Raw genomic sequence first — 16,702 nt, 5'->3', positions numbered from 1 at the left:
GCCCGTGGCTGCACAGGCCAGACTGGAATCTTGGATCAGTCCCCAGTCTAAAACAAGAGTGGTTACCGCGCCGGCCGAGGCAGCGGAACGACTTCGACAGTGGACCGGGACTCCGTGTCGTACTGGCCACTACCGGCAGCACGTCGATCGCTGCCGGATGACTGGCTATCCGCGAGCGACCTGACGTCGACCTCGTATATGCCGGGTTCCAGCAGCAGCAACTGCTTAAGTACATCTGCGTCTTTCGAGTTGGGTAGGCTGCCGGTTACGACGGCCTTACTACCAACCATCTGTACGTTGACGCCTGTGAAGCGGCCAGGCTGAGGCAGCTTGCTGAGATTCACTTGAACTTGGTTCAGGCGTTGCTGATTCGTGGGGCGATCGACTTCAAAATCCACAGATACAGTGGGTCGTAGCTTAGGCCGTTGCTGCTGGTTTCCGCCCATGCCTCCCATCCCAGAGCGGTTCATGCCGAAGCCACCCATACCGAATCCCCCCATGCCCATACCCATGCCCATACCCATACCGATGCCCATTCTGTTCATCCCTGACATGTTGCCAGTGTTACTTCCGCCAAATGGGGTCGCCCCAAAGGTCGGGTCAAAGGAGAAGCCGCTACCAAAACTCGCTCCTGAAGAACTGCCACTCCCAAGGCCGCCCAAGCCGCTTGAACGGGAATTGGAGCCGGTGTTCGATCTGCCCGCTGAGCTGGAAGCGCCCAAATTCGAGTTGCCCATACCAGACCGCCCACCCGTTGAATTTGCCGTCGATCTAGATCCAAACTGCGCAACCTGCGCCATTGAAATGTTTGAAGCCAGTATTGTAATGGCGGCGGCCAGTAGCATATGTGAGGCGTTTCGGGTTCTCATAATCGTGGACTCTCCTAGAGCCGGTTGACATCAAGCGGTATGGACCGCATCCCGAGGCTTCACCCATGGGAGAACGGGGATGATCTATTGACCCAGGGCATTCCCCGCAGTGCTAAACGTGGGAATTTCGATCGACGCATGTCTAATGCTAAAGGACTGTTTCGACCAAGGCAAGCATTCTATGCAGGCTTTGCTGAAGAATCATGATTATCCGGATCAAGTAAACCGGTCCTTTGATCCGACAAGCGGGGTTTCAGTATAATGAGTCGCGTTCCAACCGTAACTAACATCATTCCCCCGTCAGACCCTGCAATTTGACGCTCGTAAGGAGCATTTGATATGGCCAAACCGTTGTTTCAGCTTCAACTCCTGGGTGTTTGGCAGCGTTTATCCCCAACCATACACCGGAGTGAAATGATCGGCAGCTGGCGTCGTGCGGCTAGGATTCGGTTGGCACTCTTGGTCGGTAGCTTGCTGGTCGTATCGACTTCGGGTGCTGCCTGCTTGTCTGCCAAGGAGCCTGAAGGTCGTCTGTCCGCTCCTAAGCTTTTTCCGGACAAGACAGTAGCCTATCTGAGAATCGACGACGTTAGAAAGCTTCGCGCCGACTATGCGCAAAGTACCTACGGCAAGTTGTCGGCAGATGAACAACTTAAGCCGATCGTTGGCGAGTTTTACGGATCGATGATTCGATCCACAGAAGAGGCCATGGGAGGCATGGGGTTGAATCTGGATGAATTCCTGTCGATACCCAGTGGTGAGTTGGCGATCGCCATCCTACCGCGCCCCAAGTCTGAGCCACGTGGACGACCGGCGCGGAATGAGGACAGCGAAGATGGCGAAGAGCCGCAACGGCAGATGCCGTCGCCACCGATGGCGCTGTTGATGGACGCAGGAGACGAAATTGCTGGCATACAAGTCATGCTCAGTCGCTTTGAGTCTCAAGCGGCTGCCGAGTCCGATCATTTGCAAAAGCGGGTCGGTAGTTTGACATTACACAGCTACCAAAACCGCACCCAGGCCGACCAACAATTCGCCTACTTCATCGACGATGGCGTCCTGATCGCTTGTACGCGCATCAGTTACATTGAAGACTTGGCCAAGGTATGGCTTGGGGATGCTGGCGAGCGCAAGACACTGGCAGAAAACCCACGTTTTACAGCGTTAATGACACGCTGTGTAGGAACCGAAGGCGAGCGGCCGCAGGTGTCGTTCTATCTGGATCCACTGGCAATGTTGCGCGAAATGTCGTCAGCTTCGGACGAGCCGCAGGCGATGATGCTGGTGGCCATGTTGCCGCTGTTGGGATTGGATGGACTGGAGGCAATCGGTGGCAGCCTGATCGTGGCTCCGGCTGATTTTGATTCGATCGGACATATTCACGTACAACTGAAGAATCCTCGCAAAGCGCTGCTGGGGCTCTTGAAGCCCAAGGCGGGCCAGACGATTCCCGAAGATTGGGTGCCCGATACAGTTTCAGGCTACTCAACATTGAATTGGGATTTTGCAGATTCATTCTCTGGCCTTGAGCGATTGTATAATCAGTTGCGCGGCGAGGGTGCATGGCAGCGAGACGCTTTGGGACCGGCCAACGAGCAGATCGGCATCGATATTCGCCGCGATATCATCGACAGCTTGGAGGGTCGCGTCACGATTCTGGAGGGTTATACGCGACCCGTAACAACCAATTCGCGTTCCAATGTGTGGGCCTTCAAGTACAAGAATATCAAGAAGTTCCAAAAAGATGTGCTGCCGAAGCTGATGGAGCAAGCGGCCCAGCGTGGGCAAGTCAGCACAGTCCGGTTCGGATCGATTGAGGCGCAGGTCGCCAAGTTCGACCAAGAGTCTCAGCAGCCATCAGCTGATTTGCCGATGCGCGACAGCGAAACCTGCATTGCGATCTTGGATGACTACATGTTGGTTAGCGACAGTGGCTACATGTTGCAACAAATCGCTGATGCTCTGGGCGACTCATCCAGTCGGCTGAATCAATCCCTGGAATTCCAACTAGTGCACGATCGCATTCAATCGCAGCTACATGGCAAACCGGCCGCCGCCATTACTTTTAGCCGGCCCGAGCAGGCGCTGCAGCAATTCTATGAAATGGTCCGCGAACCCGAGAATCGCCAGAAGTTTCAGCAGTTCGATCAAGCTGCTCGCGAGCGCATGCAAGCTCGGCAGCCACAGTCGGACAATCCTAGAGCGCGTGAGCTACGCCAACGTTTTGCAGGTTCCAATCCGATGTTCGGGGCACTCAACCAGGCCTTGGAAAAGAATCAATTGCCGCCGTTCGCCGTGATTTCCAAGTACATGTCTCCCAGCGGCGGCTTCCTGGTTGATGAAGAGAGCGGACTGCACTACACGACCTTTACCCTGCAGCGAGAATAAGAAAATCGGTCGTCAACTGAATTGACGACCGATGGTGGTAGCTTTGACAGACTTGTTCGGTCATGTTCTAGAAGAACATCAGCACGTTGACATTGAAGCCGTGCAGAATCAGGTCCTCGCGCATCCGGAGCGCTGTACCCGTCCCCAATGTTAAGAATGGTTGTCGCTGTCCTGGCACCGTGGCTAGGCCAGTCGCATACCAGACTTCGTATCCCCCACTAAAGCGGACGCTCGGTGTGCATTGATAGTGTCCAAACACACCCAGTTCAAAGAGGCCTGCGAAATCGGTGCGGTCCTTGCCATTGCTGAACACCACATTGTTGAGTGGAACAGCAATCGGATCGGGAACTCCGGCGATCAGTGGATTATCAGCAGGCGTCGGACCCCAATTCGCATTTAGTCTGGATTCTCGGCTAGCGATATTCGCGAATGCCCCTGCTTTGCCCCGCAGGCTAACGGAGGTCTTCATGCTGTAAAGGAAGAAGATGTCTCCACCAATCTGCGGGCCAATCAGGTTGTTCTGGACTTGGTCACGATAGAAACTGAAGTCTGCGCTGTTATTGAACTCTGCTTCCAGCGAGTAATCTTCCTCGTAGTTGAAGTAGCGCATGCCGATTAACGTTGATACCGCATCCCATGCCCAACGTCGTCGGTTGAGTTCAAAACTCTGCGACCGCATTTTCCAGGTCTGCAAGTGACGATCTGCATCATTAAAATACGAGTATGGTTCACCGTTATCATTGAAGAATCCAGAGGTAACTCCACCGAATACTCCCGTAACGAATCGACTGTCGACGTTGGCATTGCCAGTCACATCTGAGAACCGCGTCCACTTAAATGGACCAGCATACACGAATTCGTAGGCGTTTACACAGTCGCACATCTTGCCGAGCGTGACACGACCGCCAAATTCGAATTCCAGGTCGTTCAAAGATGTACCACTCGTGAGTGAGAATCGACGATCGCCTTCGCGGCGGAACATGAGGGCATCGAAGCCCAGGTACCAGTTGATGTCGCAACGATTGCAACTGTACGCACAGGGGTTGCTCTCAGCTTGGCAATACTCCTGGTAACCCATGTCGCTGAGGTATTGCGTGGGCTTGACTTGCTGGCTGTCACCAAATCCCTGAAAGCCCGCATCAACAGTGGGGATATCGCTTCGCGACGAGACGGGATTCGGCCCCAGTCCCAGCGTGGCTGCACTAATCGGGTAGCCGATCGCGTTCTGCTGCGCCGCCATTTCGGTCCTCACCGGTGGCGTGGCGTATTGAGCGGATGCCTGACCGCATATCGACATGGCACAGCATAGGCCGATTCCGATCACTGCGCCCGAAGGTTGCACAGTACTCCGAAAGGCAGTGTGGGCGATTTTGAAAAATCTTAGGATTCTACGCATGGCAGTCCTCGTTTGACATCCTTGCTGGTAATTGCACCGCTGGCCTCAGTGAAGCCTGGTTGACAGCGGCGTACGGGTTCGGACGAATGGAATCAGTTCAAACTGATGGTTAGGCGATCTACTACTGGAATCAAAGTTGTCTTGCGAACCAACTCCAATACGCGTCGCGCAGCTTGGTCGCTGTCGGCAACTCCGGACACAATAATCTGTTGTTCTTCAATAGCAATTCGGATTTGGCTGCGCGGATACATCTCACCAATTATGTGCCGTATGTCGCTGACCAGCTTATTCAAGTCGACAGCATTCAGACCGGAACGGCTGATGGTTACTTGTCGAATCTGGACCTGCGATTGACCGGCGTTTTGGCTAATCACGGCGACTCGCGTCGAGCCCTCACGCAGTCCGACAAGCGTATAGTTGTTTGGGCCGGTCTGCACGGCTTGGCACAAGTCCTCGTGTTCGACCGACAGCCCTTCGATGGTGTGCTCCGATTTGAGTTTGACTGAGCAATGCAGTCCCAGCCCAACTGGGCTTCCGTGTTGGCTCGAAGTACCATGTACCTGAGTACTTTCGGCTTCAGCAAATTGTCCACGGCGATCGGCTTGCTCAAGCCGTTGCAGGCCATCGGTGGGCTGATCGGCGGATGCCGGTCGCACCAACAGCGATGTCAGCGGTTTTCGCTGGAGAGAACTTGTGGCTGTTGTCGCGCTGGCTGTAACTCCTGAGCTGTCTAAGTCTTTTGGCTGTGTAGGCTTACTCTGAATCGCAGCTTGGCGGCGAGACGATTGGTTGGCGGGGAATGATTCAACCGAAACAGGTCGATCCGATCGCACCAATTGCGGTGGGCGTGAATCTGGGGAGACGATAGTCGGGCGACCGCTGCGCGATTCATTGGTGAGTGACTCTGGCGCACGTGGTGTGGACGTGATGATCGGTGGATCGTCCGACTTGTTAGATTGCACGGTGCTCGATGGCACTGTTCGAGTTTGATCGCGCCAGCGACTTCGACTCGACGAGTCGGACTCTGGCAGTGGCTCACCAGGCGTTGGCACCGATTCCACAGCTGCTGGGTTTGCCGCGACGTCCAGTGAATTCAGCAAGTCCTGCGGATCGACGACGTTGGCTGTGGCTGCGACCGGAACCACAGGCGCTGGGAGGCTGGAGCCACCGACGGCTTGATGCGGCGAAGGGTTCGAGCTGTAAGCGGTTAACTCATTAAGGTGTTGGGGCAGCGGCAATTGGAGCATTGCGGTCGAACTTACGACCGGTGCTGGCCGTGACAGTGGTTGCTTGGTTGCGCTAGAACTCAATCCCAACCAGCGTGCCACGGTCTGTGATCGGTCAGCTTGCGGCTTCGCGATCGCACTATCCTTGTGCGAGACAACTGCCGGCTCAGCTTGGGGCGGAAATGGATAAACGGGAACGTCTGCTAGCGTACCCTGAGCTATCCCAACCTCCGGCAACTGCTGGGCTGAGGCGGAAGCCGCCACCGAGCCAGCGGTAAACTGAACGGAAAGCCCCAGAAGTAGGCGCTTGAGTTGAGTGCCGGCAGGATTGTGTTTGGTTAGGATCATTCGGATACCTTTGCAGAATTGGAAATGGTCGCGGGGCAACCTGAGTTCCTATCCCATCGCGGTCCTGACCGCGCTAATCCAAGCCACCAGATTGGCTGGCGCTCGACTAGCCCCAGGGGCGCAGTGGTCGTCAATGCAGGTTATCGGGAATGACTGGTGAGAAAGTTAAACGATTTTTCCGTCAGTCCCTGTTGTAACGACAGAAGCAGCTCGTTCGGGAGTGCCGACTGGCGAGAATTTTCGAGGCCAGTGTGAGGTTTGTGACGTAGAGTTCTTATTGCTACGCGGCGTTCTAATCCCCAGGTCTTGGTGAAGGTGTCTCTATGCGTCCATTGCTAGCAACAAGTTTTTTGTTAGTCAGTTGTTTTGAATTCAACAACGTCAGTACGGCGGCAGATTTTTTGTTGGCCGACCAAGCTGCCTGGCCTGGGCAGATTTTGGCGATTCGTGGTGACAGACTGGAGCCGATCTGGCAACGGGGGCAGTCAAGCGACGAACGCCTTGTCTCGAAAATCCAGAGTTTGACACCAGCGCCCGACGGCGGCCTGATATTTTGCAGCGGCTTGGATCGCAGTGTAATGCAGTGGAACAATGGCGGTGAGTCCGAATTGCATTATGGGGGGTCCGTGGTTCGCCAGGTTCGCACCGACACCAACGGAGACGTGTACTGGAGTGGACTAGAGACGCCACTAGATAGCAATCCGTTGCCGGACGGGTATATCCACCGCCGGCATCATGCGACTGGTCAAGTCGAGACGTTGCTGACTTTTTCCCAGGAATTGGTAGAGAAGGATTGGTGGGGGGCCTTTGATGTTCGGCAGGGAATCGTGTACGTGGCGACGCTGCGCGCGCCATCGAAGCTCTACCGAATCGAGAATTCCATTCCTAAACTGCTTGTAACATTACCAATTCCCGTCTCCGCCTTTCGGCTCGGCTCAAGCAATTCGGTGCTGGCTAGCGACGGAGTCGGAAAGCTGTACCGCTTTGCCGACCTATCGAGGCCAGAAGAATTCGAGGTGATTTGGAGCGGGCGGCAGCCCATAGTGGACTTCACGCCACAACCACAGGCAGCCAAATTTTAACGAATTTGGCCAAGTGAACGCACAAACACACAAACGAAAAAACCCTCGGTTGGCGAACCAACCGAGGGCTATATTGAAATTTGGTGTGGATAAGCTCTCGAAAGCCAGTCCTTGCGTCTTGCGACGCGAACTGGCCAGGTTGTGCTCACGGATAGAGATCGGTCGTTACCGTTCGATCTCTGGATATCCTTAGAAAGGAGGTGATCCAGCCGCAGGTTCCCCTACGGCTACCTTGTTACGACTTAGTCCCAATCGTCGAGTTGACCTTCGGCACCTGCCTCCCTTGCGGGTTGGCTCAGCGACTTCGGGCCCTCCCAACTCTCGTGGCTTGACGGGCGGTGTGTACAAGGCTCAGGAACACATTCACCGCGGTATGCTGACCCGCGATTACTAGCGATTCCAGCTTCATGCAGGCGAGTTGCAGCCTGCAATCCGAACTGAGCGCCGCTTTCTGAGGTTTGCTCCCCCTCGCGGGTTCGCTTCCCTTTGTACGACGCATTGTAGGACGTGTGCAGCCCTAATCATAAAGGCCATGAGGACTTGACGTCATCCCCACCTTCCTCCGGTTTAACACCGGCAGTCTCTCTAGAGTCCCCGACTTTACTCGCTGGCAACTAGAGACAGGGGTTTCGCTCGTTAAGGGACTTAACCCGACATCTCACGACACGAGCTGACGACAGCCATGCAGCACCTGTGCAAGGGTTCCCGAAGGCACCCCACCCTTTCAGGTAGGTTCCCAAGCATGTCAAGACTAGGATAAGGTTCTTCGCGTAGCCTCGAATTAAGCCACATCCTCCACCGCTTGTGTGAGCCCCCGTCAATTCCTTTGAGTTTCAGCCTTGCGACCATACTCCCCAGGCGGAGCACTTAACACTTTCGCTACGTCCGAGAGAATGTGAGGGTTCCCACGGACTAGTGCTCATCGTTTACGGCTAGGACTACCGGGGTATCTAATCCCGTTCGCTACCCTAGCTTTCGTTCCTCAGCGTCAGAAGAGACCCAGTAGGCCGCTTTCGCCACCGGTGTTCCAGATGATATCAACGCATTTCACCGCTCCACCATCTGTTCCGCCTACCTCTATCTCCCTCAAGCCCAGCGGTTTCAAGCGCAGTTCCACAGTTGAGCTGTGGGATTTCACACCTGACCTGCTGAGCCGCCTACGAACTCTTTAAGCCCAGTGATACCGAATAACGTTCGGAGAGCTCGTCTTACCGCGGCTGCTGGCACGAGCTTAGCCTCTCCTTCCTCCTAGGATCACTCAAATACAGGGGAGAACCCCCGTACACTTGTTCCCCTACGACAGCGGTTTACAACCCGAAGGCCTTCATCCCGCACGCGGCGTCGCTTGTTCAGACTTTCGTCCATTGACAAAGATTCTCGACTGCAGCCACCCGTAGGTGTCTGGGCAGTTCTCAGTCCCAGTGAGGCGGGTCATGCTCTCACACCCGCTACCCATCATCGCCTTGGTAGGCCATTACCCCACCAACTAGCTAATAGGGCGTAGACTCATCCCCGAGCGGAATCACACCTTTGGTCCGAAGACGTTATCTGGTATTACTGTCAGTTTCCCGACGCTATCCCAGTCTCAGGGGTAGATTTCTACGTATTCCTCTCCCTTTCGCCGCTGTCCGCTCCCCGAAGGGAACTTCTCGCTCGACTTGCATGCCTAATCCACGCCGCCAACGTTCATTCTGAGCCAGGATCAAACCCTTCAATTCTGTATGCTTCATCCACTGCCAGCGATTGCTCGCCAGAGCGAATGTTTACGAACGAAATTGAACAGGCCTTGCGGCTCTATATCAACTTACAATACCGGCCAATTCGAAACCTAAACGATCGAAACCGCTAAGGTACCGATATCAACCAGCAGCGCACCCTTGGTCAAAGAGTGCATTTAATTTAACAGTTGCTTCCACAGATTCGAGACCAGCCTCACTCAATGAGTGAAGCCAAACTCGGGCCACAGAAACAACCACAACCTTGCTGAAAACTTGCAGTTTTCAACGGAGAGCTTATCTACCAAATTGTCAAAGATCAATGTAACCGTCGTCGCACTCGAATTCCGAAAGCGACGTCCCTCAATCTATCGAAGACAAGTTTTATCGTCAAGCGCTGTTGAAACCTTGACTCGCTCGTCATCCAATCGGGCTGCATCGGCAAATGCTCCCGTCGAAAGGGTCCAACAGTCTATCCAGGGTTTTGTAAACGGGCAAGTGGCTGCCGGCGATTTCCAGCAGAAAAATTTGGCGGTACGGTCGTGCTAGTTGTACTGCCTGTGCAGGACTAGCGGGGGATGGGTCCATGCTGTTTGTAGCGATCGTGATGGAGTGTGACTGAGCGTTGCCCGAGCGCTGAGGTTTTCCAGTAAGTGTAGGGCTTGGCAATTTGCCTATAGCGCTGTGTGAGCTAGCCTTTTCTGGCCTTTTCGTCCTACATCGATCGCAAAAACGATAGCTTGTTCATGACTTCGCGCAACTCCCCAGATCAAGCACAAGAACCGCTCGACGCCCTGCTCAAACGTATCGACAGCATGTTGGGTGGCACAACCGCCGGCAGTCGAGGCAGCTACTCACAGGATGCGGTTGACGGTCCGCCAGCGGCATCTTCAGAACCGGTAGCTACTCAGACCTCTGACGCCGCAGACGCGGATCTGTCTGCAGCTGCGCTCGACACGGGCTCGCAATCGTCTTGTACCTTCGGCACGCTGACTGGTCAACGCGATGAACCGTTTGTGCCTTGCGTCCCCAAGTCGCTCGCCGATGCTGGACTGAGTCAATCGCAGGTAGAGGAGCTGATCATGCGCTACCTGCTCAGTCGTGGCGAAGCCACAGGGCGCATGATTGCCGGCCAATTACGTCTGCCATTTCTGCTGATCGAGCCCATTTTGTCGCGTCTCAAGTACGAACAGTTGACGGCCTATCGTGGTGCTACATCGGTTAATGACTACATTCACGTTCTGACCGATCAGGGACGAGAGAAAGCGCGTCAGTACAACCTGCGCACCAGCTATTTTGGATCTGCGCCTGTCCAACTAGCAGATTACTGCGAGGCGGTAAAGTATCAGTCGGTGGAAGGCCAGCGTCCGCGGCGCGACGATTTACTGAAGGCGTTTCAGGATCTGCTGATCGATCGCAAGATGCTTGGCAAAATTGGGCCAGCAGTCAACAGTGGTCGCGGCATGTTTCTGTATGGCTATCCTGGCAACGGCAAGACCAGTATCGCCGAACGTATAACCTTGGCCTTTGGTAAGTATATTTGGATTCCGCGCGCTCTGTCGATCGACGGCGAAATCATGCGGCTGTACGATCCCTTGTCGCATGACCCTGCTCCACTGCAGCGCGGGGAAGGCTTCTTGAAAAACACTGAAGTCGACGAACGCTGGATTCGCATTCGTCGTCCTACGATTGTCGCTGGCGGCGAGTTGACCATGGAGATGTTGGAGGTGGTTCGCAATTCGGAAACCAAAATCAACGAAGCCCCTCTGCAACTTAAGAGCAATTGCGGTGTGCTGGTGATCGATGACTTTGGCCGCCAGCGAATGCGCGTGGATGAATTGCTCAATCGCTGGATTGTGCCCCTCGAAAAACGTTATGACTTTCTCAATATGTCCAGCGGTAAGAAAACTCAGGTGCCATTTGACCAACTGGTGATCTTCTCCACCAATCTCCAGCCCAAAGACCTTGTGGACGACGCCTTCTTGCGGCGCATACCCTACAAAATCGAAGTGGAAAATCCCAGCGAGGCCGCCTTCCGCAAGCTGTTCGAGATCATGAGTCCACGATTGGAGATGTCCTACAATCCGGCGGTTATCGACTATCTAATTCAGCAGCACTATAAGCCCGTCAACCGTCCGTTTCGCAATTGCCATCCGCGCGACCTGCTATTACAAGTCAAAAATTATTGCTTGTACCACGATTACCCACTGGAACTCAAAAACGAGTACATGGACGTGGCCTGCGATATCTATTTTTCGATCATGTAACGGGCATTGCGCTACCAGCACTGTGGCGGCCCCCAGCACCTGATCCAGCCGCCAGCGGTTAAGTTATGTGCTTGAGCCATCGCAGAGCTGCATCCGTGTCGGACAGTCCGCCGTCCAGCTGTAAATTGCGGGCCGCTTGCAACAGTACCTTGAAGCGCGGACCGGGACTTAGGCCGGCGCGCAATAAGTCCTGACCGGTCAACAGTGGTGATGGATTCAGCCGCTGTGACGGCCACGACAATCGCTGGCGAATCCAGGCAACGGTATCAGCTGACGTTTGACCAACGGCTGCTCGCATTGCCAGCAATTCCACAGCGGTTGAAATCCACGGCGACACCAGCAGTGGCTGCACCTGTGACCAGGGCAACGTGTCGGCTTGAACCAGCGTCTCCTGGTGATGAATGGCAAATCGCATGGCTATGGCATCTTCATTGGCCAGTTTCAATCGCTGCTGGCAGGCTTTTACGCAATCAGCGGCCAGAGGTCCCAGGGCAGCCCACAACAGACCGCTCAGCCGCGCTAGCCAGCCTGCGCCACTGCAGTGATCCAGCAACGCGATGGCTGTCTCGCTGCACTCTGTTCGATGCCAAACGCTAGCCACTTCCGGCAATAAGACTTGCAGCAGACCAGTTGCAGCCCACGCCTGCACCGCCCAAGGAGCGTTATTGGTTTCCAAGGTCTTGTACAGCTCGACGGCCAATCGTTCGCCGCTGACCTGAACTGCTTCAGATGCATGGCGTGTGATAGCTTGATAGGTCTGAGATTCTATGGCAAAACCGAACCTGGCGGCAATCCGCACGGCCCGTAGCATGCGCAGCTTGTCTTCGCCGATCCGGGCATCCGCCTGACCGATGGCTCGAATCAACCCTTGCGCCAAGTCGGCTTGTCCACCAACGTAGTCGATGACCGCTTGAGCAATCGGGTCATAGAACATGCCGTTGATCGTAAAGTCGCGGCGTTGGGCATCTTCCTGGGCGGAACTAAAGGTGACGTAATCGGGGCGCCGGCCATCGGAGTAAGTGCTATCGCTACGAAACGTGGCTACCTCGACCTGAGTCTGGCGATTGGCGGCCAGCACGATAATCACACCAAACGCAGCGCCCACAGGCAGAGTCTGCCGATGGCCAAACAGCTGGCGAATTTGCATTGGCTGGGCGTTGGTGGCGATGTCAAAGTCCGCCGGCTCGATGCCCAACAGCAAATCACGCACGCAACCGCCCGCCCAATAGGCCTGAAAGCCCGCTTGCCGCAATTGCCGAACAACCTGAGTAGCAAAATCGCGCTGTAGCACGAAATCAATTTCCCTTTGATAAGGCAGGTGGCGAACTCAAACCGAACGGTAGCCAGCCTGTGGGCAGATGCTCCCGAGAACATTCGCCAAAGCTGCATTGCTATCATACTCGCCAGCCCACAATCTCGTGCTGGAAAGTCCGAATGGCAAGATTTTCTGATTGCGCCAACTTTGTCGGCCGATAGTAAAGTTGCAAACACCGTGTGCTCTTGCTAGCACGAAAGGAAAACCTTGATGTATCGTCTTGCCGTCTCTGCTGTGATATTGGCAGCCATGCTGATCGTTTCGCCTGGCTGCATTTGCTGGCAAACAGGCCAATGTGGATCCTGCGGTATCGCGTCTGGATGCCGCCCGGCATGTGATAACGCTGACGGGGATCCCTGCGCTGGCGCTTGTGTTGGGCCATGTGCAGACGACTGCGAGAATTTCTACATGGGGCGCGGACCGCTAGCCCGGTTCTTCGGCATGGTAGGATGTGGTGGCGGCACCTGCGGTGATCTGTACGTCGACGAATGGCTCAACGAGCCTCCAACAGCCGATTGCTGCGGCTATCCTGATCGGAGCGGCTGCGCGCGGGCAGTGGGTGGAAGATTCGCCACTAGCTGTGATGACTGCGGACAGTGCTGTGATAGTGGTTCTGCTGGCTGTGATGATGGCTGCTGCGGGGCCGGACTCTGTGCTGCCGGTGGACGTGTACCACTGCGTGGACTACTGAGTCAACTGTGGGGGCGACAGTACCATGGTGGCTGTGAGAACTGTGACTGTGATTCACATGGCGTAGTCCACGGTCAGCCGATTATCAACGATGGTTACGCACTGGGGCAGTGGGCGGCCGGCAAGCGCTGCGGTTGCAATTCCGGCGGTGATTACGAGTCGTCGGATTCGTTTGGGTACGAAACCTCGGTGGCTCCGAGTCACATCGTGCCGACGCCGCCACCACCAACTGAAACCCTGAAGGTGGTACCCACTCCGGCACCGGACCTACCTCCGGCCTCTGCTCAGCGGCTCAATCCAGCCATGCGCCGCGTCCTGCGTTAGCCAGAGGGTGCCTTTGCCCAGCATGGCAGCATTGGCCAGAACGCGGAAGTCGCCATCCGAACTAGCAGCACCACCCAGAGCCGCTACATACTCCACTCAGAAGCTTTCGGTACTCGTGTGCCACGGGCGATACGGCCGGGGGGAGTATGGCTACCGCGTATGCAGACTGCGTTTGCGGCGTTCTTCACGGCGAATGTCGTCTATCAGGCTGGCCACCTCAGGAACTTTGTCGATACCGCGCAACGCCAGTTGTGGATGACTTTGATCGCGACCGCTCAAGCGAATCGTACCCACACCCAGCAGGCGTTCGATGATGGTTTGTGTGTAGCTGACATCCTCAATGTCGATCACTTCGAGACGATCGGTACGCTGCATGAAAACCCCTTCTCGGTGAATGAGCCGCTGCGTCGTCAACTCATATTGGACCCCCAGGCGACGATACATATAGGTCACCAGCACCGATCCCCACAACAGCAAGATCAAGCCACCCACCGCATACCATACAGTTGGCTGGCTGCCAGAGGCAAACGATAACACTGCCACCAGCGCCAGTACACTGACCAGTATCAACAGGCACCATGTGCCGTACATTGCCTTGGGAGAATACCTCCCCTGCCACAAGCTGCGCTCGGGGATTACTGACTTATCACCGTCGCTGAGTTTCTCGGCTACCTTTTCTTGATACTGCTGTATTGGAGTTTTGTCCTGCATCAATGTCCTGCCGATCTAGGTTAGTGTTCTAAGGCGAGTTGCGGGTGCACTTGCAGCCATCCGCTGCATTTTTCGGTTGGCAATCAGACTCGACGGCGGCGACGAAGCTCGTCCTGCCAGTCCCAAACCCCTTCCCATGATAGCCCATCTGACAGCTGATGAAATGTGGCATCAGCCAAGGTCGGGTTGATCGCCGTCGGATTTACCAGAGCTGTCTGTTCTGCGCCGCCTTCGCCCTCTCCTTGCGAGCGAAGGTTCATCCGATTGATGACCAGCAGTGCATCATGGGCTGTTATGCGTCCGTCTCCATTAACATCCACAAACGGTTGCACTAACGGATTGCTGATTTCGTCTACGATGCGGCTGGCTCTGGGATCGTTAAGCCGATTGATAATCAACAAAGCATCCTGGGCCGTGATGCGACCATCTCCGTTGACATCCCACTGCGACCACGGGTTCTGCTTCGCCGAAGCCGGAACACCAACGCGGACAAGAGCGGTTTGCGAAACCCCTAGTCGCGAGTCTCGAATGGCATACCGCATGGTGGCGATGCCCACAAACGTGCTGGCAGGAGTAAACCGAATCAGGTGCTTATTGACAATTTGCGCTGTGCCCATCGAGCTTTGAGGCGGACTGGTGATTTCTACAATCAAGTCGGCCAACAAACTCGACGGATGAGAATCGTTTTGAAGCACAGCTATATTCACAGCGGCTCCGCGTCGGGTGATCGCCGTATCCTCGACAGTTGCCAATATATCGCTATCCAAAACGGTTAGTGTTTTAGAGGTACTTAAGTATCCGGTTGCGGTGGCGTTAATCGTTACGACTTTAGGCCCATCCGCAATGTTGTCGTGGACAGCGGCAATCACGAACGTGGTGCTAATTGCGTTTGCCGGGATTGTCACCGAGGCCGGCACGGTGGCCTCTTGTCTGTTGCTGCTGGACAGATTCACTACCAAACTGGTGGTCGCAAGACTATTGCGACTTACTGTGGCGGTCATGGAACCACCGATTTCATTGATCGTTATTTGTGGGAGTTGCAGGCTCAACTGGGGCTGCTGAACTCCAAATCTTCGGTCGCTGGCGGTCTGGCCGGCGGTGAGGGCGACGGAGTGTGTTGCGGGTTGAGAGGTCTGTCGCCAACCGGTCTGCAGATCAATCCCAATGCGATAGGTGGCTCCTGCGGCGAGGTTTCCAAACGAGTAACTCCCGGCAGCGTTCGTGGTGGATGCAGGCTCGCCAGGGTCGCGTTTACCATTGTTGTTAACATCAATGTAGACAGCCCAGTTGGCAAGTCCTTGTTCACCTGAATCGACGGATCCATTTCCGTTGGTATCATTATAGACTTGCCCGCTGATGGTGCCCGTGGAATGGTTGCCGAAGTCCATTTTAACGTTCTGGCCTTGCAGGGTGACATTGGTCACCTTAGTGGTATTGATGCCACCACCGCTGGCAGTGACCACGTAGGTTCCATTGGGTAGCTGCAACGCATATCCTCCAGAACTACCTGTAGTTGTTTCAAAGGCCGCACCACTGAGTACGTTTTCCGCACGAATTTTGACCCCCGCCTTGCCTTCGTGTTTGTATTGTCCGCCAACCCATTGCACCGTGTAGAAATTGTCTCTGGTCAAATTGTCGACAAAGGCCACGCCGGTTAGAAATTTGTCGCCAACTCGACTGCCAAAATCTTGGGTTACCATCAGTACCGATGCGCCCCGAAACGTACCCTGAGGCGCACCGATACCGATCTCTTGGAACCTAGGGTCAAAGATCGTCTGTCGGTGGCCAGACGTGCTTTTAATTAACTGCGAGTGTACCTCTAAAGCTTGATTCACAGGATTCACAGGGCTGCCCGTTTGCCCGACATAGGCAAGGTTTTCACCCCACAGCGTGAATGAATATCCGGCATTGCTCATGCGTTGTCCCGGCGTTTTGCCATCTCTTGAGTCGTGGGCAAAATACTGTTTTTGTAACATGTCAGACGAATGGGCATTGGCCGTGTTCGTAAGAATCTGGTTGGGCGCCAGCGGAGCTTTGGCTGCTGTCGAAATAGAGTTAGCAGGTATGCCCGAGTTGAGTCCGATTCCGTGGCGCGCCGCCTCCACAGCCGGATTGGCGCGCCCTCGATTGACTAGCTCAACGATCAATTGTCCCACTGGGCTGATATCTACAACGGGTCGGGTCGTCACCGACAATAGTTGGCGGTCCTCCAACGGTTCAAACGTCAAGTCTCTATTCCGAGCGTTTCGCCGCGCAGATACTTTCTGAGCCATGGACTGATTCCAAATGCAGCAGGATTCTCAGGTCAACGGCCTGTTGGCAAGGACCGTGGCCAAACAGTGGTCGAGTCGGGTAACCACCGTCTGGCGAT

Annotated in this window: 10 protein-coding genes and 1 rRNA gene; 4 read left to right on the top strand and 7 right to left on the bottom strand. The window is 55.1% G+C overall.

Features of this window, described 5'->3' with window-relative positions; translation table 11 throughout:
- Positions 1-62: 62 nt before the first annotated feature.
- Positions 63-536, bottom strand: a complete 474-nt coding sequence (locus KF752_20785; GenBank protein ID MBX3424001.1) for a hypothetical protein — start codon at positions 534-536, stop codon at positions 63-65.
- Positions 537-1,208: 672 nt separating this feature from the next.
- Here KF752_20785 and KF752_20780 point away from each other — a divergent pair.
- Entirely contained in the window at positions 1,209-3,257 is a 2,049-nt protein-coding gene (locus KF752_20780) for a hypothetical protein (GenBank protein ID MBX3424000.1), read from the top strand.
- A 67-nt stretch (positions 3,258-3,324) separates the two neighbouring features.
- Here the strand turns inward: KF752_20780 and KF752_20775 are convergent, their stop codons facing one another.
- Together KF752_20775 and KF752_20770 are read right to left on the bottom strand one after the other, a co-directional pair.
- Positions 3,325-4,653, bottom strand: coding sequence for a hypothetical protein (locus tag KF752_20775; GenBank protein ID MBX3423999.1), 1,329 nt, complete (start codon positions 4,651-4,653; stop codon positions 3,325-3,327).
- Between the two features lie 92 nt (positions 4,654-4,745).
- Positions 4,746-6,227 (bottom strand): hypothetical protein, encoded by a 1,482-nt coding sequence (locus tag KF752_20770; protein MBX3423998.1) that lies wholly within the window; start codon positions 6,225-6,227, stop codon positions 4,746-4,748.
- A gap of 323 nt (positions 6,228-6,550) precedes the next feature.
- Here KF752_20770 and KF752_20765 point away from each other — a divergent pair, with 323 nt between their 5' ends.
- Positions 6,551-7,309, top strand: a complete 759-nt coding sequence (locus KF752_20765) for a hypothetical protein (protein ID MBX3423997.1) — start codon at positions 6,551-6,553, stop codon at positions 7,307-7,309.
- Between the two features lie 193 nt (positions 7,310-7,502).
- Here KF752_20765 and KF752_20760 read toward each other — a convergent pair.
- Positions 7,503-9,027 (bottom strand): 16S ribosomal RNA (locus KF752_20760).
- Between the two features lie 743 nt (positions 9,028-9,770).
- Between KF752_20760 and KF752_20755 the strand changes: the two genes are divergently transcribed.
- Complete coding sequence (locus tag KF752_20755) at positions 9,771-11,291, top strand: AAA family ATPase (protein ID MBX3423996.1); 1,521 nt, start codon at positions 9,771-9,773, stop codon at positions 11,289-11,291.
- Between the two features lie 58 nt (positions 11,292-11,349).
- Here KF752_20755 and KF752_20750 read toward each other — a convergent pair whose 3' ends face one another.
- Positions 11,350-12,582, bottom strand: a complete 1,233-nt coding sequence (locus KF752_20750) for a CCA tRNA nucleotidyltransferase (protein ID MBX3423995.1) — start codon at positions 12,580-12,582, stop codon at positions 11,350-11,352.
- Positions 12,583-12,816: 234 nt separating this feature from the next.
- On the opposite strand from KF752_20750, the gene KF752_20745 reads away from it, so the two are divergent.
- A complete protein-coding gene (locus tag KF752_20745; GenBank protein ID MBX3423994.1) occupies positions 12,817-13,620 on the top strand; it encodes a hypothetical protein in 804 nt (267 codons plus the stop codon).
- A 150-nt stretch (positions 13,621-13,770) separates the two neighbouring features.
- Here KF752_20745 and KF752_20740 read toward each other — a convergent pair whose 3' ends face one another.
- On the bottom strand, positions 13,771-14,331 hold the full coding sequence (locus tag KF752_20740) for a PH domain-containing protein (GenBank protein MBX3423993.1): 561 nt from the start codon (positions 14,329-14,331) through the stop codon (positions 13,771-13,773).
- An 83-nt stretch (positions 14,332-14,414) separates the two neighbouring features.
- Positions 14,415-16,604, bottom strand: coding sequence for a carboxypeptidase regulatory-like domain-containing protein (locus KF752_20735; GenBank protein ID MBX3423992.1), 2,190 nt, complete (start codon positions 16,602-16,604; stop codon positions 14,415-14,417).
- Positions 16,605-16,702: the final 98 nt, after the last annotated feature.

This window comes from Pirellulaceae bacterium (assembly GCA_019636385.1).
GTDB lineage: Bacteria > Planctomycetota > Planctomycetia > Pirellulales > Pirellulaceae > Aureliella.
Note: the sequence above shows the minus strand (reverse complement) of the source record. Positions and strands in the feature narration are given on the sequence as shown.